At 48.1% G+C, this 19515-nt stretch carries 14 protein-coding genes; 1 reads left to right on the top strand and 13 read right to left on the bottom strand.

Translation table 11 applies throughout. From position 1 onward, the window contains the following. Positions 1-8: 8 nt before the first annotated feature. The 13 genes from NST07_RS04520 to NST07_RS04460 form a co-directional block, all read right to left on the bottom strand. A complete protein-coding gene (locus NST07_RS04520; RefSeq protein WP_342481138.1) occupies positions 9-2132 on the bottom strand; it encodes a class I SAM-dependent methyltransferase in 2124 nt (707 codons plus the stop codon). A gap of 50 nt (positions 2133-2182) precedes the next feature. Then, the gene (locus NST07_RS04515) at positions 2183-2440 is read right to left on the bottom strand and encodes a hypothetical protein (RefSeq protein ID WP_341089922.1); all 258 of its coding nucleotides are present in this window, start codon (positions 2438-2440) and stop codon (positions 2183-2185) included. Then, on the bottom strand, positions 2422-2757 hold the full coding sequence (locus NST07_RS04510) for a hypothetical protein (RefSeq protein WP_341089921.1): 336 nt from the start codon (positions 2755-2757) through the stop codon (positions 2422-2424). Before NST07_RS04510 ends, NST07_RS04515 begins: the two co-directional genes overlap by 19 nt. Before the next feature lie 243 nt (positions 2758-3000). Then, positions 3001-4920 (bottom strand): cellulase family glycosylhydrolase, encoded by a 1920-nt coding sequence (locus tag NST07_RS04505; protein ID WP_341089920.1) that lies wholly within the window; start codon positions 4918-4920, stop codon positions 3001-3003. Positions 4921-5007: 87 nt separating this feature from the next. Next, positions 5008-6012: a carbohydrate ABC transporter permease gene (locus NST07_RS04500; protein ID WP_341089919.1), complete on the bottom strand. Its 1005-nt coding sequence runs from the start codon at positions 6010-6012 to the stop codon at positions 5008-5010. Positions 6013-6036: 24 nt separating this feature from the next. Beyond that, positions 6037-6936: a sugar ABC transporter permease gene (locus NST07_RS04495; RefSeq protein ID WP_341089918.1), complete on the bottom strand. Its 900-nt coding sequence runs from the start codon at positions 6934-6936 to the stop codon at positions 6037-6039. Next, the gene (locus NST07_RS04490) at positions 6933-9512 is read right to left on the bottom strand and encodes a DUF5696 domain-containing protein (RefSeq protein WP_342481137.1); all 2580 of its coding nucleotides are present in this window, start codon (positions 9510-9512) and stop codon (positions 6933-6935) included. Before NST07_RS04490 ends, NST07_RS04495 begins: the two co-directional genes overlap by 4 nt. 14 nt (positions 9513-9526) lie before the next feature. Beyond that, positions 9527-10147 (bottom strand): Yip1 family protein, encoded by a 621-nt coding sequence (locus tag NST07_RS04485; RefSeq protein WP_342481136.1) that lies wholly within the window; start codon positions 10145-10147, stop codon positions 9527-9529. Then, positions 10128-11636, bottom strand: a complete 1509-nt coding sequence (locus NST07_RS04480) for an NHL repeat-containing protein (protein ID WP_342481135.1) — start codon at positions 11634-11636, stop codon at positions 10128-10130. Before NST07_RS04480 ends, NST07_RS04485 begins: the two co-directional genes overlap by 20 nt. A gap of 12 nt (positions 11637-11648) precedes the next feature. Beyond that, complete coding sequence (locus NST07_RS04475; RefSeq protein WP_342481134.1) at positions 11649-12533, bottom strand: carbohydrate ABC transporter permease; 885 nt, start codon at positions 12531-12533, stop codon at positions 11649-11651. A gap of 22 nt (positions 12534-12555) precedes the next feature. Next, positions 12556-13428 (bottom strand): sugar ABC transporter permease, encoded by an 873-nt coding sequence (locus tag NST07_RS04470; RefSeq protein WP_341097551.1) that lies wholly within the window; start codon positions 13426-13428, stop codon positions 12556-12558. Between the two features lie 54 nt (positions 13429-13482). Then, the gene (locus NST07_RS04465) at positions 13483-16404 is read right to left on the bottom strand and encodes an extracellular solute-binding protein (RefSeq protein ID WP_341380320.1); all 2922 of its coding nucleotides are present in this window, start codon (positions 16402-16404) and stop codon (positions 13483-13485) included. A 151-nt stretch (positions 16405-16555) separates the two neighbouring features. Further along, the gene (locus NST07_RS04460) at positions 16556-17917 is read right to left on the bottom strand and encodes an extracellular solute-binding protein (protein WP_341089911.1); all 1362 of its coding nucleotides are present in this window, start codon (positions 17915-17917) and stop codon (positions 16556-16558) included. A 483-nt stretch (positions 17918-18400) separates the two neighbouring features. On the opposite strand from NST07_RS04460, the gene NST07_RS04455 reads away from it, so the two are divergent. Further along, positions 18401-19405 carry a LacI family DNA-binding transcriptional regulator gene (locus tag NST07_RS04455; protein WP_341089910.1) on the top strand — a complete coding sequence of 335 codons (1005 nt, stop codon included), beginning with the start codon at positions 18401-18403 and terminating at the stop codon, positions 19403-19405. Positions 19406-19515: the final 110 nt, after the last annotated feature.

The raw sequence follows: 19515 nt of genomic DNA, 5'->3' as shown, positions 1-19515 counted from the left end.
CAATGCCCTTATGCTTTCCGGATCACAATAAAGCAGGTACTGTCCGGCAACGCCACCTCTTGACCGCTTTCGTCCATAACGACCACCCTGCCCTGCAGCGCCTCCGTATAACCCTCCTGCAAATAGTGCCGGAACACTTCAACCTTCGCCGGTTCGCCCAGACTGCGCTTTATAAAATCGGCATACTGGCCGGGAGTGAAATAGCCGAACTGTTCCTGGACCTCATGGATATACGCTTCTTCACCCCAAGTGTAGGTGTACAGAAATTCCATGGCATCATTTACAGGCATCAGCACCTCTTGTTCACCGGTCACCGCATACTGAATTTGACGTCCGGCAAAATCCTTGGCGTAACGTGCAAGCCAGGCCATTCCGTCCTCCTCCAGAAAGCGTACGCGGCGCTGATCACTCTCCGGCTCGCTCATAATCCCGTCGCGGATGATGATCACACCACCGGCCGACAGCACATCAAAGGCACTGCGCAGAGCTGCGGCCACTGTCCCGTGATTGAATTTGACGCCATCCAGTGGTACATACGAATACAGCTCATGCAGTATTGATGAGAAAATGACGGTGTCTACGCTGCCCGTGTCCACGAAATCCTTCAGATTCAGCGCATCGCCCTGCAGTACCTCCCAGCGGTGCCCTTCCCGCTGCTTGCGCTGCCGCAGCGCTTCAATCACATTGCTGGAAATATCAATGCCGACCGGAATGACATCCGGCATACGCGCTTCAATCAAATCCAGCAGCACACCTCCGCCGGGTCCGATATCCAGCACTTTGCTGCCGGTGACATACTCCAGAATCACTGCTTTATAATCACCTGTATCATTCATCTGGCTCAAATAGCTGTCCTCGTTATGGAACCGGTCAAAGGCATCGCGGCGCAGATCGAACAAGTCGAACAGCAGCAGTACTGCCCGTTCATACAAGGCTGACTTCTCGGCTTCCATACAGAATTCGATCAGCTTCTCCGCAGCAGGTGAAAATTCAAAATCAAAGAACACCGTATCCGGCAAGTGAGCCTGCCTACGGAGCCGGTGGGCAAGATGCGGATTACCGGAAGACATGGTTCCGCTCGTGATATCCTGCCAGGTTAATTCCGACAAATACTTCTCGATAATCCGCTTCTTGTACACATTGATCTTCTTCACGCCTTTATAGTCATAATGGAGCGAATTCATGACAGCCTCAAAGCTGATATGATTCAGACCGGAAAGTTCGGCGCCGCAGGCGGTCAAAGCTATCACTTTCAGGAATTGCTCCAGCGAGAAGGTCTGGAGTGCCGACTCCACATACCAGAAGGTTAGGGGCTCCAGCGGTTCCAGCAAGTACGGTTGAAATCCTTCGGACTCCAGCCTGCTCCATTCGCTGCCGAAATCCTCCCCTTTGGCAATCGGCCCCGATCGCATACGCTCCAGCCGTTCCTTCATCGGCAGCGGGACATCCAGAGCGCCTGATGCGATTGCCGCAATCAGCTCCATAACCTCCGCGCGCACCTCCTGCCACAGCTCGGGGGAAACGGCGGAAATGATGCAATGGTTCAGCGCGAACAGCAGCCGTTCCAGCTCATCTGCAGTCAGAAGCCCTTCCTCCACCATAGCCGACAATGGACGGTTAGCAGAAGGCGGAACCTCGCCGCGAATCTGCTGCCCGATCAGGCCGTGAGTTTCGATCAGCCGGTGTACGATCATCGTCTTCTCTGCATCTGCTACCCCTGCCGCCGTGAGCTGGCTCGCTTGCGTCTTATGCTCTGTTGCCGGATCTCCTCCGGCATGCCGTGAGTACAGCTGCGCTGAACCGATATTATGTACGAAACAATTAATGCCCTCCAGCTGCCACAACCGGCGCTGGCGGGAAGTTCCGCCTTTTGCCGTCTCCGACCAGACCAGTGTCTCCTCTGCCAGTTCCTTGATCCAGTAGGACAATGGCAGGCTATCCAGCAGGCGTAAGCTCCGCTCCACATAATCCAGCACAGGATTCTGTTCATCCAGTTCGCGCAGTGAATCCACCCGTTCCAGATTGACTATGGCTTGCTCCGCCTGAACAATATATTTCAGCCAGGGAAATGCCTCTGCGGGCAACTTTTCCCCTTCACGGTACGATTCAATCGCTTGCAATGATTTCAGCATGTGTATGCCTCCCTATGTAATTGAACAACTCTTTCTATACCATAGCCCTGCTACCGGCCATTTGAATCAAAATCGGCAGGAAGTATTCCGGCGTTCTCACCCGGAAGGGTCCGTTCCGCTTCTTGCTCCTCCCGCCACAACTGGCCAACAGCAAAATCGATTTCCGTCTCCTGCAATTCGTTTACAAGCGTCCTAAACTGATTAAGTGCGGGTTCGAGCATGGTTACATTGGGCGTATAATCGAGCATGCCCCATCCCAAGCAGCGGATGGCCCCCTCAATGGTTGTGTCTAAAACTCGGCCAGCCATATAATGAAATCCTTCTCATCTGATGTTCTTGCAATCCGCGATCCACTCAGTGCAAGTACGGATATCACTACGGAAAATAAGCCGTTTGAACACCTAATCTCCTGATCCGTCTCTGCGTCTGATCTTGTTATGGTATTCGCCATTTCGGACCACCCTTCAAATTCTCCCGAAGAATTTGCCGATACAACAAACAGCAAGCTTCCAAAGAGAGGCCTGCTGCTTGTCGTATCGTTTATTTTTACTGGCTCTGCAGGATAATCGTATTCTAACCTGCCAGAGTAAAACCTGGCAAGAAGACATGTTTGTGCTGTATCCAAATGTTCAAGTGGTCTCCAATTTAAGATTCCCCCATTTTGGGCGAGGACGTAACTGCGGTGAATATTTGGACTTCCGGCCGCTGTTGTCCCCAGATTTCTTGATTTGACCCGCTATATGCGGTGGAAATCCGGTGACAAAGGCGGTCGCTATCGCTCCTACAGTTCCAAAATTCCCCTCCGTTACTTTTGCCCTTTTGTGTAGTTATCAAGTTCAATTCATATAGCGAAATTTCATTCATAATTTTATCGCCTTTTTGCTCTCCAACAGTACATTCCCGCACCTGCCAAGACCAGGAGTGAAGCTACCGCCACCGGGATGCTTAGGATATGATTTTCTTCATCTGATGAAGAGTCATCGCCGGAGAGCTGTGCTGAAAAGGCTGCTGCTGCTGAATCGCCAGAGTCTGCCGGTGTGTTTGCCGGTGTGTCTGCCGGTGTTTCGGCTGCTTGTTGTTCTACTGCTGCTTTCTCCTTCGCTTCCTCTGCGGAACCCCCTACGATCTTCCCGCTTGCTTTTGTAATCGTATACGGGATCACTGCGCCGCTCCAGAAATGCAGCTTCAGCTGCACTTCTCCATCCTTCACTTCCTTCCAGAATTCGTCCGTGAACTTGATCTCTCCAGTGGTATAGTCCGGATAGAAGGTACGTTTGTACTCCTTGAAGGGAGTCCAATCATTGGGACCGGCATTGCCGCCAGCCGTATAGACGGCTTCCAGTGTCGTCAGGCTGTCCCCGTTGAACCAGGTCGGGATCGTGAATATCCCCTCCGGGGCTTGCGCACTAATCAGGCTGGGCGTGTCATAATAAATAATCTTCATTTTCCAGTCGGCACCCGCACTGAACGTAGCGGTTAAGGTTGCATTCATTCCATACTTCTTCGTGACTAGCCTTTGCAGCAATGCAGATTTGAGGATTAAGTTTTCTCCGTCAAGCTCATAATCCGTACCCTTCACTAACGCATTTTCCTGATTAAGCAGAGCGGTGAAGGTATTCCCGTTCAAATTCAGGGGAATGACCAGATCCTTAATTTCCGAATCTTTAAGAATATAGACCGAATCCGTTTCCGCGTTGGAGGAGCGGCCCTTCCAGCCCTGCTTCATCACCTGATGAAGCTCCTCATCCACCCACTTGAGGGTGCGCCTATCGAAATGTTGGCCATTATCCCACAGCATCAGCGGCATCTTTTTTTCCCGAGCATAGTAGGTGATGTATTCAAAAAACTTCAAAATTTCGCCATGCTGAACAGTATCCAGCGATTTATCGAACCCAAGCAGACCAAATTCCCCCACGATAACAGGAATCCCTTTGGCGGTGAAGGTGTCGTAAGCCCGGTCGAAGGCCTGAATCAGATCCTCCCTGGCCGTGTTATCGAACGTGGTCGAACCCCCAAGGTTCACACTGAACGCATAATATCCATAGTAGTGGAACGTTGCAATCAACCTATCGTCGTTTAATTTCGTAATGGTTTTGGCTAACTCATCCAGTCTGGCCTGGGTTGGAGCAGCCGTTAGAGTAGAAAGTACAAGCGGACGCTTATTGTTATTCCCGCCGGAATGACGAACGATAGCATGAAAAGAAACATTCAGTTCATCCAGCATCGCAAAATATCCAGGGGTGTCCTTGCTCCAATCCTCCGAAAAACGCGGTTCATTCAGGCTCTCAAACATCAGCGTGTCCGGATAATCCTTGAAATGCCCCGCAATCTGCGTCCAGGCCGCATTGAATCTGGCAACCACATCATCATGCTCCGTCTCCATGTTCAGGACCCAGCCCGTATCGTGATGCAGGTTAATCATGACATGAAGATCCGCAGCCAGCGACCAGTCGACGACTTCTTGAATCCGTGCCATAAATTCTTTTTGGATCACATAATCAGGAGCGTCACCCATCCGGTGCTTCCAGGTAATGGGGATGCGGATGCTTTTGTAGCCTTCGGCAGCAATTTGCTTAATAAATGCCCGGGTTGTACTCGGGTTTCCCCATGAAGTTTCCTCACCCGTAGCCTCGAAGGTGTTTCCTAGATTCCAGCCCGGTCCGATGGCTTCGACGTAAGCTTGCATGGCACTCTTCTTTTCTTTGGTTTCTGCATGCGCAGGCAGAGCCGTCACCGTCACGGCCAGCAGCAACATACAAATCATGACGAACAAACGTTTAGGCTTCATGATCCGGCTCCCTTCCTAATAAAAAATGCTGGAGGCACATTACGCGGGTCTCCAGCATTTCATTTCTCCATGAAGCAATGTATTCTGTTAACCAATAATACCGCTGCGCTCAACACTCTCTACGAAATAACGCTGCACCACCATATACAGCAGGATCAGCGGGATAATGGCCAGCAAGATGCCGGTATCAATAATCATAGCCACATGGTTTGGATCTGCCTTAATACTAGACCCGCCTGCACCTATCCCAAGCAACCCCGGAAGCAAGGCATTGGCCTGAGCCGCCAGCGAACTTACCTTTGTAGGCATAAGCGCCACTTCACTCATGAAGAGCGAGGTAAAGAAGGTATCGTTATACTGCCAGACAAAACAGAACAAAATGACTGTGATCATCGGGGAGACTGCATTTGGCAGCATGATTCGCAGGAATGTTTTAACGCCTCCCGCACCGTCAATCAAAGCGGCTTCCTCAATTTCTTTCGGCATTCCTTTGAAGAATTGGCGGAAAATATAGATGAACAAGCCTGCTTTTAATCCGATCGCTGTTGCTGATGTAATAATGGAAGGCCAATACGTATTGAGCAGGTTGATGCCTTCTTTGCCTGTGATCAGATGAATAATCCCCAGAATATCAAAGCTTCTGAAATGCAGGTACATAGGCACCATCAGCGTGCTGGTAGGTACAAGCAAGGTTAGAATGACGAGCGCGAACAGGATGTTGCTTCCCGGAAAGTTGAACCGGGCAAAGCCATAACCCGCCAAGGCGCAGGAAGCCGTAGTCAGCAGCGTTGTCACTACGACGAAGAGCAAGGTATTCCCCAGCAGCGGGAAATAGTCCAGAATCTGCATCGCCATCTTGATGTTATCCAGCGTAAAGTGGACCGGTATCATATAAATTGTCGGGTTATAAATATCTGCTTTATCCTTGAAGGCGATGGAGAATTTCATAAGCAGCGGGTAAATAATAATAAATGAAATCCCGATGACAAGCGCGTACCGGAACAATGCATACAAAATATCAACTGCCTTACCTCTGACCTTCTGAACTCTATAGTGATTCGCTTCTCTGTGAACGGGTTGAGGAGCTTGCATAGCCGTACCCTCCTTTGCTATTAATCAGTTGTAATGCACTCTTTTAGACAGTACGTAACCAACGATAATCAGGACTAGGCTGATAATTAGCGTATAAATCCAGGACATCGCCGCACTGAGACCGAAGTTTTGTGTGGTGAATGCGGTTGAGAATATCATTTGGGTCACGCTGCTACCCGAGAAGGAGTCGATAATGGTATAAATAACGTTGGTCAAGATGAGCGGGCTCACTAGCGGGAATGTGATTTTCCAAAAGGATTCATAGGCCGTTGCCCCTTCAATCTTCGCCACCTCATACATCGCCCCGGGAACAGACTGCAGCGCGGCCAGAAAGATCAGAATTTGTACGCCCGAACTCGTAATAATCTCATAGATCCGCAGGATCGCGTCTACAATATAATCCACGAACGACAGCGGCAACCCGATATCACGGAGAATCATAACCATCGACATAACATTGTACTGTGAGCCCGATTGGCCCAATTCGTTGACAGCCGTAGCATCACCAACCAGATTGATCAGTCCGGACGCTTCTGCCGCCGATATCGCGTTGGAGGCCAGAATGACCGGCAGAAAAAATATGGCCCGGGCCAGAATTCTCCCCCGAAACTTCTGATTCAGCAGCGTTGCCGAGAAGAGACTGAAAAATAGGATCATCGGAACGTTAAGCACCATATCCCTGACAGATTCGGTTAATATCCGGTTAAAGGTTGGATCTACGAACAAAGCATTGTTGAAGTTGGACCAGCCTACCCAATCTAAGGAGAAGCCTGACGGATCTACAGTTAATTTACTGAAGCTGAATTTGATGGACTGAATGAGCGGAGTCGCGAACATGAACACGAACCCAAGCAGCCATGGCGCAATAAAGGCTATTCCCAGAAAAGAGCGCTTGTGATTTAAGCTGAGCTTACTTCCTCTCATGACTGCTCACCTTCTATCCCATATTGTCCGGCTCCGATTGCGAATCCATGGACGGTGACATCCTTATCCGTGTGATTCACATAAATCGAAATCCCATTACTGTACCGCACCTCCACAACACCCTCCTGATGGCGTATATGGTTCACGATTTGCGCATTCTGTACGGGGGAGAGTACTTTATTGACTTCCTTATACATCGAAACCGCCTGATCGTACCAATCTTTGTAATAGGTTGCATACTTGCTGTCAAAATGAGTGAACTTCAGCTTGGAGGAGGGTTCATAGGACCACGAGAAATAGGGTGCTGCACCCAGCTCAATTGAGCGAAGCATCTGCTGCTTGATATCCTGCTCATCACTCAGATTGACCGGAGTCCCTGCATAGTTGATAAAGCCATGAACAACCATTTCATAGAAAGGGATCTCTTCATCGGTCAGCAAGAATCCGCTGGAGGATGTCGGTACATTGATCAGATGATCGGAGTAAGGCCATGCGTAGGCATTCCCCCCTGCGATCATGGTTTGATCGATGTTCCGGCCGAGTTTATTGAGCTGCTCTTCCACGATTTGTTTAGCCGTTTCCCGCTGTATGACACGGCTTACCCGGAAATCCGAGCTGAGTATATTGCCGAGATCCCGCAGAGATACGCCTTTCATCCCGAAGGATTTATACTTGTTCATAAACTCGTCAACGTAATAAGGCAGCTTGGCAGGGGACAATAAATAGTAGCTTCCGAGCGTTATATCCATCCCGTTGTATGCCCGATTATATGGATAGAGCTCAGCCTCTTCCCTTGTCACGAATCTGGATGCATCAGAGGAAGGTGTAAAACTGCTATCATTATGGTAAATCTGCTGGAAGGCCACATCGGGGAATAACATCCCGCCTGATTGCTCCAACTTTTCCGTTAATGTAAGGAGCTCCGACTTGCTTCCCAGCACATCTTCAGTCTTCAGCTTATTGGGTGTAGCATGATTTACACCTTTGGAAGACCAGCCTGTATAGCGCATAAGCAGCCGGTCAATGCCGTCCTGCTTCAATTGACTGGCAATCTGCGTTGCCTGCTCAAAGGAGGTCATTGCCACCTCGGACCGGTAAGGTACGCCAAGAAATGACTTTTGTTTGTCGACAGCCCCCAGCATATCCAGATAAAAGGGAATGCCCTGTCCCTCCTCTAAAGGCTGCAGTGATTTCTCCGTCACCAGCTTATTCCGGTACAGCTCAGCCATTCCTGAATAGCTGGCCTCGTCATTGTTCAGGAAGCTGTAACGAACTTGAATATCGCCTTTGTAAATCTCCTCATTCAGGAGTTGTATTTCCTGAATGGTAGATCCGGTGTACAGCTCAAGCTCATCCTCACCCCGTAAGGTGTAGCTGCTGTGAATGAAATTGTACGAGTTCTTCTTGCCGCTGATATCGGCGGCTATGCTGGCTATGGCATCTCCTTTTTCGATCACGGCGAACCAGGCAGCATCACCAGCCTTTAATCCAAACACCGGCATTCTGGCATTCTCACTGACTTGCCCGCGTCTATAGCTGTTATCATTCGGGTCCAGGCCATACACACGCTGTACATACTGCTCTTCCTTCACTTTGCCATTATTCAAATGGATCAGGCTGCCGGAACCGTCAGGAACGAGCATATAGCCATCGGTCTGCTGATCGGCAGCACCGAACATATTGAGCACCTCAAGGCTGCGAATCTGATAATCCCCGCTTTCCTTAATCTGGTTCACAGGGACGGATACAACCAGAGTTCCCCCGTCTAACCGGTATTCCAGCGGAACAACAAAATTCGGCTTGGCCGTTCCGGCCCCGGCCCCCGCTCCATTCTCCTGATTATCGAACGCCAGGTCTTCTGCAGAATAACCGGACTTGGTAAAGGCAGCTGTCATTTTGCTCAGCACCAGCGGTTTGGAGACTTGTGCATCTATGCGCTCCAGCACCTCCGGGTCGCCCTCTTTCGGGTAGTAGCGGAGCCCTACGTATTTTGCCGTGGGCTTATCGAGCTTGGACAGAACCTTTTCTTCCATTCTCGTCTTGCTAATATACTTAGGCAGTGCGTCGATTCCTATCGACGTATCTCCAATCGTATACACAATACGAAGTCCATTCTTAATGCTTTCGGCAGTAAACTGTTTGCTGCTGATGCTCTGGGCGAAGTTGGTATAGGATTCCAGTGTGCCTACAGCGTCACGGAATAGCACTGTTAACTGCGATGACAGCAGCTCTTTCTCGAACCCCGAAGCCAGAACATCCTCTTCGCGGTTGACAGGATTGCTGTACCAGATATGACCTTGGCGTTTATCCTTAACTGCTACTTCCGTGGTTTCAGGATTGTAGTATAAAGACAGCTCCGTATCGTCGGCTACCAGTTGCATTCCCGGTACACCCTTGGACGAATCAGGCAGTGCAGTTAGCTCGCTTCCGGCTTCCAGTTCAGTAGTTACTTCCATATAAGAGGAGGCTTCAACAGCCTTTACTCCGCGGGATGTGAAGAACAGGGCAGAACCGGCAAAGATTAGAATAGCTGCGGCACAGGCGAGTACCGCAACCAGCATTTTACGATTTTTCACAGGTGCGGCCTCCTTTACGTACGGAAAGTTAATTCCCGATAAATGTTAACGAAGAACTCGATGATTTGCTGGAGCATACTTAATACGAGCGTTCCCAAAAATATGACAATTCCCATGACAACAACCGTGAGCAGCATCGTTACCATTGTTTTGAGCACAGTATATTGATGGACGGTCATGATGCCGACGAATAAAAGAGCTACAAACCATATGGAGGAGATCGACATCATCAAATAATAAAAGGCCGTTTCTTCCTCCGCCATAAACCGGCTTGCAATAATCATCGGCGTATAAATGATCACGATGGGAACAAGCGCATAACCTGTAGCCATCATAATTTCTTTGAATTTCCCTTCCCCATCCATTAAAGTTGTGATCGCCCAGTTCGATAAACACCACAGAAAGAAGGGAAATACAACCGTAAATAATTGTGTGATACTATTCAGATGACGCGGATCTTTATAATTGACAAGAAATCCTGCAAACTGATTTTTTAAAATCATTGAAATGACAACAAGCAGTAGAATCGTTAACGTTACCCGGATTTTACCTTTTCTCTCATACTTCATATCCCAAAAGCTATCAAACGGATGCACAATGAGGTGCAGTGGGAATTTAATGAAATCCTGCCTCATGGGCTTTACCCTCCTTAAGGTTTTGCGAAGTCTGCCGGGATCTTCCTGACAGCCGCTTTCTTCTCCAGAAGCGAAAGAGCTTGAAAGCAAGCCATCCTGACACCAGGATCATTATCACGGTTAGAAATGTTCCGAAATGCTCCTGCATGACTTCCCTGCGGTACCGTTTGAATGCTACGGAATAACCGTCGCGGTCCATTCCGAGCTTGAAGTATTTCAGCGCCTCTTTATTGCTTTTATCCATCAGCAAGGATTTGCCAATGCCGATATAAGCGATATCATAGTTGGAATTCAGCTTCAGAACTTCCTTCCACACCGGGACAGCCCGGGCATCCTCGCCATTATAGTGATACCCTACCGCTTGATTAACGCTTGTGCCAAACCGGGTTGGCTTGAAGATGACTATGTTTCCTTTGCCGCGGTCAAGTACAAGCTGGTTCCCGCCAGAGAATTCTATGGCTGCCGGTATTTTGAAGGTTCCGACCTGGTTGCCTTTACCGCCGTACACATAAAGAAGGTCACCTTCATCGTTGTACGTGAACACTTTGCCCTGGTTAGCATCAAGAGCACTGTACATCCCGTTGGCAAGAACTTTAATATCTGTGAACTTAGAAGGTCCTATAGAGATGCGGAACCTGATATCACCTTTAACATCAAAGTATCCGAATCGCTTCAGCACATCCTCACCGGATGGATTCAGCCGTTTTATCGGTTCCTTCGAGCCCGGATCAATATTCGTGGCATACAGAAACCCTTTAGAATCAACATCAATATTGGAAAACTCTGTAGGCACAAACAATGCCATCTGCGCTTTCTGCGCCTTGGTGGAGAGTAACCGCCATAAATATTCGGTATAGTCACGCTTTACCTTGTTTGTACCGACATAACCGATAAAGTCGCCGTTTTTATCAAACTGCATGATCCCTTCGAATATCCCTTTAGCGATGACATAGACACGTTCCGCCTGGTCTACGGTCACTTTAACAGGAATAAACTTGAAGTCAGCCGGTAAAATATCGGACTTCGGCTGCTCTATCATCCGGAGCAGATCCCCGCCCGGGGACAGAACAACAATCCGCCCGTTATCCGTATCGGCAATATACAGATTGCCTTCCTGATTAACGTATAATCCGCTTGGATTCTTGAATTTTTCCGCTTTGCCCTTGTTATCAAAGCCGCTAATGACCTTATTGACCTTCCTGTCGCTATCCAGACAAATAATCCGTCCGTTCCCGCTATCAGCAATATAGATCAGTCCGTTTGCCGCAACGACCATATCGCCGGGATCCAGAAAATTGCCCACACCAAGATCCTTTCCGGATAGGGTACGGTCAGGTACATAAGCAGCAGGAGCAGGTACCGCTTCTTCCCAGTAATTATAGTTGTAGCTCTCATAGGGCGTAGATTCAGCAGACGCCGGCGCAGGAGCTGCATAACCTAACAGCAGGGATGCTGTAATAACCGCGGGCAACCATTTTTTTGCTATCAACTGTCTCCCCCCTTAGTCCTTCATTCCCGAAGTAGCCATCGTCTCTATAATCCGGCTTTGCGAAAAAACAAACAGCGTAATGGGTACGCTCATTAAAATGAGAGCTACCGCCGCCGCTGCACCGGAACGGGCAATCCCCCCGGCCACCACTTGGCCCGCCGCAAAGTGAAGTGACTTCAGCTGTTCACTGTAAATGAACCCGTTCCCGTCACTGCCCCATAGAATTTGGAATAATAGAATGATGAGCGTTAGCCAAGCCGGCTTTACGTTAGGCATGACGATGGACCAAAAAATGCGGTATTCGCTTGCCCCGTCGATCTTAGCGGCTTCCAGCAGCACATCCGGAATCTGTTCCATAAATTGCTTCATTAAATATAAACCCAGTGAATAAGCAAACGCCGGGATAATGACTGCCCAGTAAGTATCAATGAGCCCCAGCCAGGACATGATCATATAGTTTGGCATCGCGGTTACAGCCGGCGTAAACATAAGCGACAAGACAACGATGCTGAACAAGATCTTTTTGCCGGGAAAATGATGTTTAGCGAGAGGGTACGCAGCTGCCGAGGCCAGCAATACGTGACCGACAATACCCGTGCCGGTAATAAACACCGTATTGAAAATATACCGCGAGAACGGAACCCAGGAATCTCCAAGCAGATTAAACAGATCTATAAAGTTGTTCATCGTTGGATGGCGGACAAATAACGTCGGCGGGAAGATAAAGATTTCATCCAGCGGCTTGAACGCATTATTAATAGCGTAGACAAGCGGCAGAATCATAAATGCTCCAAATACGGTGAGCAGGGCGAATAAAGATAAAGTGCCCCATGCTGAACGGTTCACCCGCTTTTTCGGCATCCGGATCGTCCGGCTTAACCGTTGTTTTGCATTCATTTGAAAGGGGATATTCATGCCTCTATTCACCCACCTTTCTAAGCAGTTTTTGAACAATCAGGTTCGATCCAACCATGATCAGGAACAACACGGTGGCAATAGCTGAAGCGTAGCCCATTTCAAAGCGGGTCGTACCGAAATCAATCAAATGCGTGACGATGGTTTCCGCCGCATAGTTCACGCTTGGGAACCCTGCCAGCGCAATCGAGACATCAGCTACAGCAAAGGCGGTTGTGATCTGGATAACGGCACCGAACATCAATTGCGGGCGCATCGAAGGCAAGGTAATGTACCACAGCTCCTGCCAGCGATTTTTGATCCCGTCCACAGCTCCCGCTTCATATAACGTTCCATCAACGGTCTGCAGGCCTGCAATGAACGTGAGGAACCCTGTTCCGAGACTCAGCCATAATTGAACAAGGATGATGATAGGCATGATGTAGCCTTCCGTTTTGAGCCATTGGATCGGCTCCAGGATAAAGCCAAACTTCAGCAATAATCCGTTTATGATTCCATACCGGTCTCCGGAGAAGATCATGAGCCAAATGAAATAGACATTTCCCGAAATGGAAGGCGCATAGAAGACGAGCGTCATTACAGCTCTAAGCTTTGGAGACAGCTCATTAATGATCCAGGCAAACACAAAACAGGCGATATAACTAATCGGCCCTGTGATCACTGCGAATAAAAGTGTGTTTTTGAGGGCAATCAGAAAGACGTCATCTTCCAGAAATAAGCGGGTATAGTTCTGCCAGCCTATAAACTTCGGAAACTCCAACATATTGAAGTATGTGAAGCTAAGCACGATCGAGACCAAGACAGGTAAGACCGTAAATACGGCGAACAATATCATATACGGCGCCATCAAAATATACGAATGCTTATTGGCTCTCATTTCCCGCCACTTCAGGCTCCACCAATTTTGCACGCTTGACCCTCCTCCTTACCGCTATAGACCAAACTCTTTCCGTTTGGTGGTGATTTCGTCCTGAATATATTGGACATAGTCCATAATGGATTCCCGTGCTTCCACGCCGCCGACTACCGTTTTGTAGAAAGCATTAAATAAATGTCTGCCCGTGAAATACCCGCCCGGAACTTCAGGAACACCTTCAGCCCACTCGAACTGGGCTTTCAAATTTTCATAATCGGCAACGGGCCAAGGCAAGCTGTCCAACGCTTTGATGTTAGCGGTCGGATAACGGGCTGCTGCCCCCATCAACCCTTCCATCTCACGTCCGAACACCGTTTGCGTCTCTTCACTCGTCCACCATTTCATAAATTCCCAAGATGCCTCTTTGTCTTTGGCCTTATCCATCATCACGACAGCACTTCCCCCGCTGGATACCGTACGGTCCAAGGTGCCATCTGTTTGCACGGTTCCCGGAATCGGCACGAAGCCCCACATCCCCCGAATCTCCGGAGCAAATACAGAAAGCTGGTTATACAGTGTGTAATCGGCTATCCCGAAAGGCATTTCTCCTGTGCGGAACCGATTGGCAAAGTCATATTCACGTTCAAGCTTGTAATCGGTGTAAAACTCCGTCCATTGCTTGAACGTTTCCATCCCGGTCCGCGAATCGAGATCTGACTCCTGTCCGCCATCCCGGTAAAATTGTCCGCCATTCTGAAATAAGAGAGCGGCGTACATCGAGTTAGGCGGGATGTTCTGCCCTTGGACTGCGGATTGAACCACAACCGGCAATCCAAACTGCATATGATTCTTGCTGAGCACAGCAAGTAAAGTGGATACCTCATCCCAAGTCTGAGGTACTTGCAGATGAAGCTCCTCCACAATGTCCTTCCGGTAAAAGAGCATATTAAAGGTCTGAGTCTCAGGTAAGGCATACACTCCGCTGTCATATCTGTAAGGTACAACTGCGCTTTCCCGGAAACGGCTGCTCACTTCATCAAAGTCTGCAAACTGTGTCAGATCTGCCGCCGCATTGCGCATTGCAAAGTTAACAGGCAGATCATTGCCGATTTGCATAGCCACATCGGGCCCTTGCCCGGCTAAGGTAGCTGGAAGCAATGTCGTCATGTTGACGAGCTTCAGGTTGACATTAATGCCTGTGGCGGATGTGAATGTCTCATCAATCATGGCTTTCATCGTATTCGCCTGATCCCGTCCGCTTCCGATCCAGACGGTTACTGATTTCTGGTCATCCTCTTCCGACACATTTCCGATTTGATTGTAATCGGTAAAGAAGGAAGCGAAGAAGGTAGCGGTCTCATGCTTAAACTTCGAGCCAAACCCCATCCCTTTCTTGGGAAACTTCTTATCGGGAGAAGCTAAGTAAAGCGCATCTATTTCAAGCGGCTGCTCTCTCGCTGTCTGTACCCATGTTCCAAGTCCCCCGGTATTCGTCTTATATGCAGCCAGTCTCCTTGGGATGGTGTCCGGATCATCCATTAATTCGCCCAACTGCTGTGCCATTGTTTTGAGCAGCGCTTCCTGATCACTCGATTGTCCTGACAACCGGACCAATTGCTTGGCAATCCCGGTTAATCTGTCCCGTTCGGCACCAAACACCTCAAGCATGTCAGGCACTTTTTTATCCAGCTGGTAATCACGGTATTCATCCGGCTTGGTTCCCGTAATCATCAGGATCTTGCGGTACATGGAATTGAGATTGTACAGGCTGTCCTCCACCTCGCGAATTAAAGGGGCGAACTCGCCAAGGCTTACCTCAAGCCTCACAACATGTTTGCCCTTTTCCAGCTTGTATAAATAGGGTTCGTCCCCACCCATAATGTCCAACCGGTAGGAGCTTTTATATCGAAAAGGAACCTTTGCCATTTCCTCAAACGGCACTACTCCGTCTATGGTCAGCTTCCGGGTGGAATAAATCCCCCTGACATAATTCTGCTGTGTCTTAAAGGCCATTTTATATAATCCGCTCTCAGGGACATCAATTTCCCATTCAATCCACTGGCCGGGTATTCGCCAATTCAGCCCGCCTATGGTATTGATCTTGATCTTGGAAGAACTGTAGGGATGAACCGCGGCACTGGAACGCTCGCTAAGCGGGTACAAGGTCGGCGATGATTTGGCAGCCGCATCCTCTCCCTCGATCCTCAGGAGCTGACCGCTGGAGGCCTGAACACCATCGGCATCCAATTGCTTCTTTACTTCCTCATAAGGTAGCGGCGCAGCTTGCTTAAACAGCTTCAACTGTTTAAGCACGACAGGTTCTCTGGAAGATTCCAAAGTTAACGTATGTGAGCCTTTAGAGAAATAAAATAAAAAGGGCTCATTCTCATAACCATTAGAGTCTTGGAACGCTTTCTCGCTCCAGCCCGGTTTCTCAATCTGTCTAGGCCTCAGATCATTGCCCTGATTGTCCTGAACCAGCTGATCCAATTGGTCAACCCAAATACGGTCAAACTGCAAGAAGGCTGCTTCCTGAAAAGGGAGCTTGCCGTCAATATATAAGGCGCGCTCAATCGCTGAGCTTTTCCCTTCAACGGGATAATACAGCATGGATAAATTGTAGAAACCCTCTTCCGCGATTTGAACATTCCATTCCACCTTGCCGGATTCACCCGTTAATAGTGATTGGCCTGCCATGCCTTCGTAATCCGGCAGCTTCTCGAAGCCACTGCCCTCAACATGACTATAATTAGCTGCCTCCAGTACAATTTCTTGATCAGGTCTGGGGGCCCCCTCATGTTCGGTTAAGTAGGATACGTATTTATGCTCATTAAAAGCTGCCGTCTCCGCTGTAGCCGTTGTTTCATTGGGTACTTGCTCCACTGCGGACGTTGCTTGCGCGCTTGCATCTGCCTGTACATTTAAGCCTGCCGGAAGCGTGATCAATAATGCCATTGCAGCAAGCGTTATATTCTTGGCCATTTTGGATTGACGCATTTTACCTATCACCAGAAGTCCTCCTTACAAGCGCAAGCAGTTATCCCCTTTTAGGGGAGAGCTTACGTGCTGTGGTGAAATCTTATATTCATACAACAGGGGGAGTCGTCAAGACATCCCCCTGTTCTTATGACGCTACGAACCGCTTCTGTTACTTGCCTAGCTTGGCAATGGAAGCCTCCGCCTCTGGCTTATATTTCTCGGCTGTTGCTGTAACCGATTGATTGTTTACAATAATGTCCTTCATGAAATTGGTGGTCGGGAATTCCGGGTAAGCGGTTTCCAAAAGAATCTGGCCTGTATTGTTGATGTGCTCATGCATCATAGCTACATCTTCTTCATGAGTGTAGATGCTTTCCAGCCACTCTTGGCTCGGGAAATCTCCGGTTTGCGTAATATCATAGGTATCTTCGAAAGCCTGGTAGACAGCCTGTGGATCTTTTACACCTTTTGGAATGAAAAATGCATTCTTGCCGTTATCAGCATAGGTAAGCTCAGGAGAGCCTGAGGGTCCATTCGGGAACGGAACAACACCGAAATCGAAAGTCAAATCTCCCAGATTCCAAATCGGAGCCGGGAACATCGCTACATCGCCATCTTTGAAGGTATTGAATTCGTCATAGCCAACTTTGTCTGATCCTTTGACTTTGACAACGTTCTCAACGTTGTACAAACGGTTTATAAATTCAGCGGTTTCAATGACTTTGGGATCAGTCAGACCTTGTGTACCTGTGGCTTCGTCCACAATCTTTCCACCATTAGCTGCGGAGAAGTTACGCAGGATATCGATAGCCCAGCCCGAGAATCCATAAGTGTCGATTTTACCGTCATTATCCGTATCCTTAGTAGCTTGTTTGGCAACTTCAATGAATTTATCCCAATTCCATTGTCCATTGGCATAAAGCTCCTGCAAATCGGGAAGTCCCAGTTTTTTGAACAAATCGCGGTTGTAATGGAGGCCCGCACCGCCGGTGCCGGGTTCAGCGAAGGCATAGTACTCGTTGGCAATTTGAGGTGCCTTAACTAATAGTTTGGCTTCATTGTTGATATTCGAGGCAGCTGTAGTATATTCGCTTACTTTCAGCAGCTGTCCCTTGAGAATTGCAGGCCATGCCGAGTTGTATTCCATAATAACGATATCGGCAAAAGGTTCACCCGTAAGTGCGGTAGCCGTGAATTTAGGCATAAACTCTTCAAAGGGAACGTTTACAAATTCGAACTTGCAGTTATACTTTTTCTCTACTTCAGCAATTTTGGCAAGCCGTTCCTTCTCGGAAGCAGAATTGCCTGCAGGCTTCAGATCCCACCAAGCCGCTACCTTAATTACACGTCCGCCCATGTCAACCGGTGCTGCCGTTGCTTCTGCGGTTGCTTCTACTGCTGCTTCTGTAGCTGCAGGCTCAGTAGTCGCATTTGCTTTTGTATTGTTGGCAGCATTGTTTCCGCCACTGCAGGCTGTAAGTAAAAAAACAAGGCATAATAATAAAACTGAATACCCCTTTATTTTTCTCATTCGTCAAACCTCCCGTTAATGATATGAATACGTTAGTGCTGTCCCCTTCCCAATAAAGCGCTTACACTATTGCATAAAAAAATAACAGAAGCACAATTGCCTTCGTTTGTTTGGAACACCACCTTTATTTGTTATTATCTTTTGTTTTTCTTAACATAACAAATGTTACCATCATCCAAGAAAACGGTCAATCATTTTTTACCCAAAATCTCATTTATTCCACAAAATAGGACGAGTTATATCTTAAATAAGTCATTAACTTGTACACTTTAAATAATAATGTTATCTTTCACATAACATAAATAACATAAATAAAAACATATAACAAAATCAAAGCAATAAAAAGATAACATAATTCTTCTCACTTGAAGAAACTCAGCAAATTCAAAAAAACAAGTGTTAGTCCCTCATTCTTCATGTAAAATTGTAATGTAATTGTCTTCGGGAATTACAAAATAATCTGATTAAAGTAGGATGATTTGTATGCGACGTAAAGTAACTATACAATCCATAGCTGATTTTACGGGGCTGTCGAAATTTGCAGTGTCAAGGGCATTATCCGGCAAACCGGGAGTCAGTTCACAGACGAGAGATACGATATTCAAGGCCGCCGGACAGTTAGGTTACTTTAAAGACTCTAAGTCTGCACAAACGCCAGGCGAGCTGGTTGATCTGGATGCCCGCAAATGGTCCGGCACAGTTCTGGTTTTATTTCCAAACATCCGCTACCAGAACCCGGAATCTTTGTATTGGGGACCGGTATTTAGCGGTATCTCTTCCAGATTGAATCAGAGGGGCATTAACGTATTAACATTAACGGAGCCTAAAGATGACTCTATGTTCTCTCTTCTTAACCCTGAAGCGATCATGGGTGTGATTACGGTAGGTTCCATTTCAACACCTATTCTGGTAGAGATCCGTAGTCTGGGCATTCCGGTCATGATGGTAGATCACTCCGACCCCAGCTTTCAGTGCGATTCCATCTTTACCGATAATCTGTCATGCATGAAAGAAATGATGAACTTTGTCATTAATAAAGGCTACCGGGACTATCAGTTCCTTGGGAACATACGTGATGCCCAGAGTTTTTACGAACGATTCCTTGTCTTTCGGGCAGCACTCGAAGATAACGATATCGAACTTAAGCAGATCCCCTCACTTAACGGACCCGAAATTGATAACTTCAGAGAAACCTTTGCGGCTGCCATTACTGAACATGGACTGCCCGAGGTCTTTGTATGCGCAAACGATACTTACGCCTTGTTCGCCATGGAAACGATCGAATTTATGGGCATGGCTATACCTGACACTTTGGTGTTTACCGGTTTTGATAATACGCACCCTTCCCTATCGTTCCTGGCGACCGTTAATGTCAATAAGGAGCTGCTAGGTACAAGAGCTGTAGATCAGCTGCTCTGGAGAATCCTCAATCCAGGCACGAGTTATGAAAAGATACTTATACAGGCAGATGTTATCATTAGGGACTAACGAAGATAAGCCAAAATGCACCAGTGAGTTCACTTACGAATTTCACTAACCGGACAAACGACAAACAGCGGCAATCCTGGACTTCTCTTACCGTCCGGGGTTGCCGCTGT

Source organism: Paenibacillus sp. FSL L8-0340 (assembly GCF_038593145.1).
GTDB lineage: Bacteria > Bacillota > Bacilli > Paenibacillales > Paenibacillaceae > Paenibacillus_AQ.
Note: the sequence above shows the minus strand (reverse complement) of the source record. Positions and strands in the feature narration are given on the sequence as shown.

Bases quoted from the DNA above. Each gene is read 5' to 3' on its own strand.
- NST07_RS04520 (WP_342481138.1), bottom strand. From the start codon at position 2,132: ATGCTGAAATCATTGCAAGCGATTGAATCGTACCGTGAAGGGGAAAAG.
- NST07_RS04470 (WP_341097551.1), bottom strand. From the start codon at position 13,428: ATGAGAGCCAATAAGCATTCGTATATTTTGATGGCGCCGTATATGATA.
- NST07_RS04500 (WP_341089919.1), bottom strand. From the start codon at position 6,012: ATGCAAGCTCCTCAACCCGTTCACAGAGAAGCGAATCACTATAGAGTT.
- NST07_RS04460 (WP_341089911.1), bottom strand. From the start codon at position 17,917: ATGAGAAAAATAAAGGGGTATTCAGTTTTATTATTATGCCTTGTTTTT.
- NST07_RS04515 (WP_341089922.1), bottom strand. From the start codon at position 2,440: ATGGCTGGCCGAGTTTTAGACACAACCATTGAGGGGGCCATCCGCTGC.
- NST07_RS04475 (WP_342481134.1), bottom strand. From the start codon at position 12,533: ATGAATGCAAAACAACGGTTAAGCCGGACGATCCGGATGCCGAAAAAG.
- NST07_RS04505 (WP_341089920.1), bottom strand. From the start codon at position 4,920: ATGAAGCCTAAACGTTTGTTCGTCATGATTTGTATGTTGCTGCTGGCC.
- NST07_RS04485 (WP_342481136.1), bottom strand. From the start codon at position 10,147: ATGAGGCAGGATTTCATTAAATTCCCACTGCACCTCATTGTGCATCCG.
- NST07_RS04465 (WP_341380320.1), bottom strand. From the start codon at position 16,404: ATGCGTCAATCCAAAATGGCCAAGAATATAACGCTTGCTGCAATGGCA.
- NST07_RS04495 (WP_341089918.1), bottom strand. From the start codon at position 6,936: ATGAGAGGAAGTAAGCTCAGCTTAAATCACAAGCGCTCTTTTCTGGGA.
- NST07_RS04455 (WP_341089910.1), top strand. From the start codon at position 18,401: ATGCGACGTAAAGTAACTATACAATCCATAGCTGATTTTACGGGGCTG.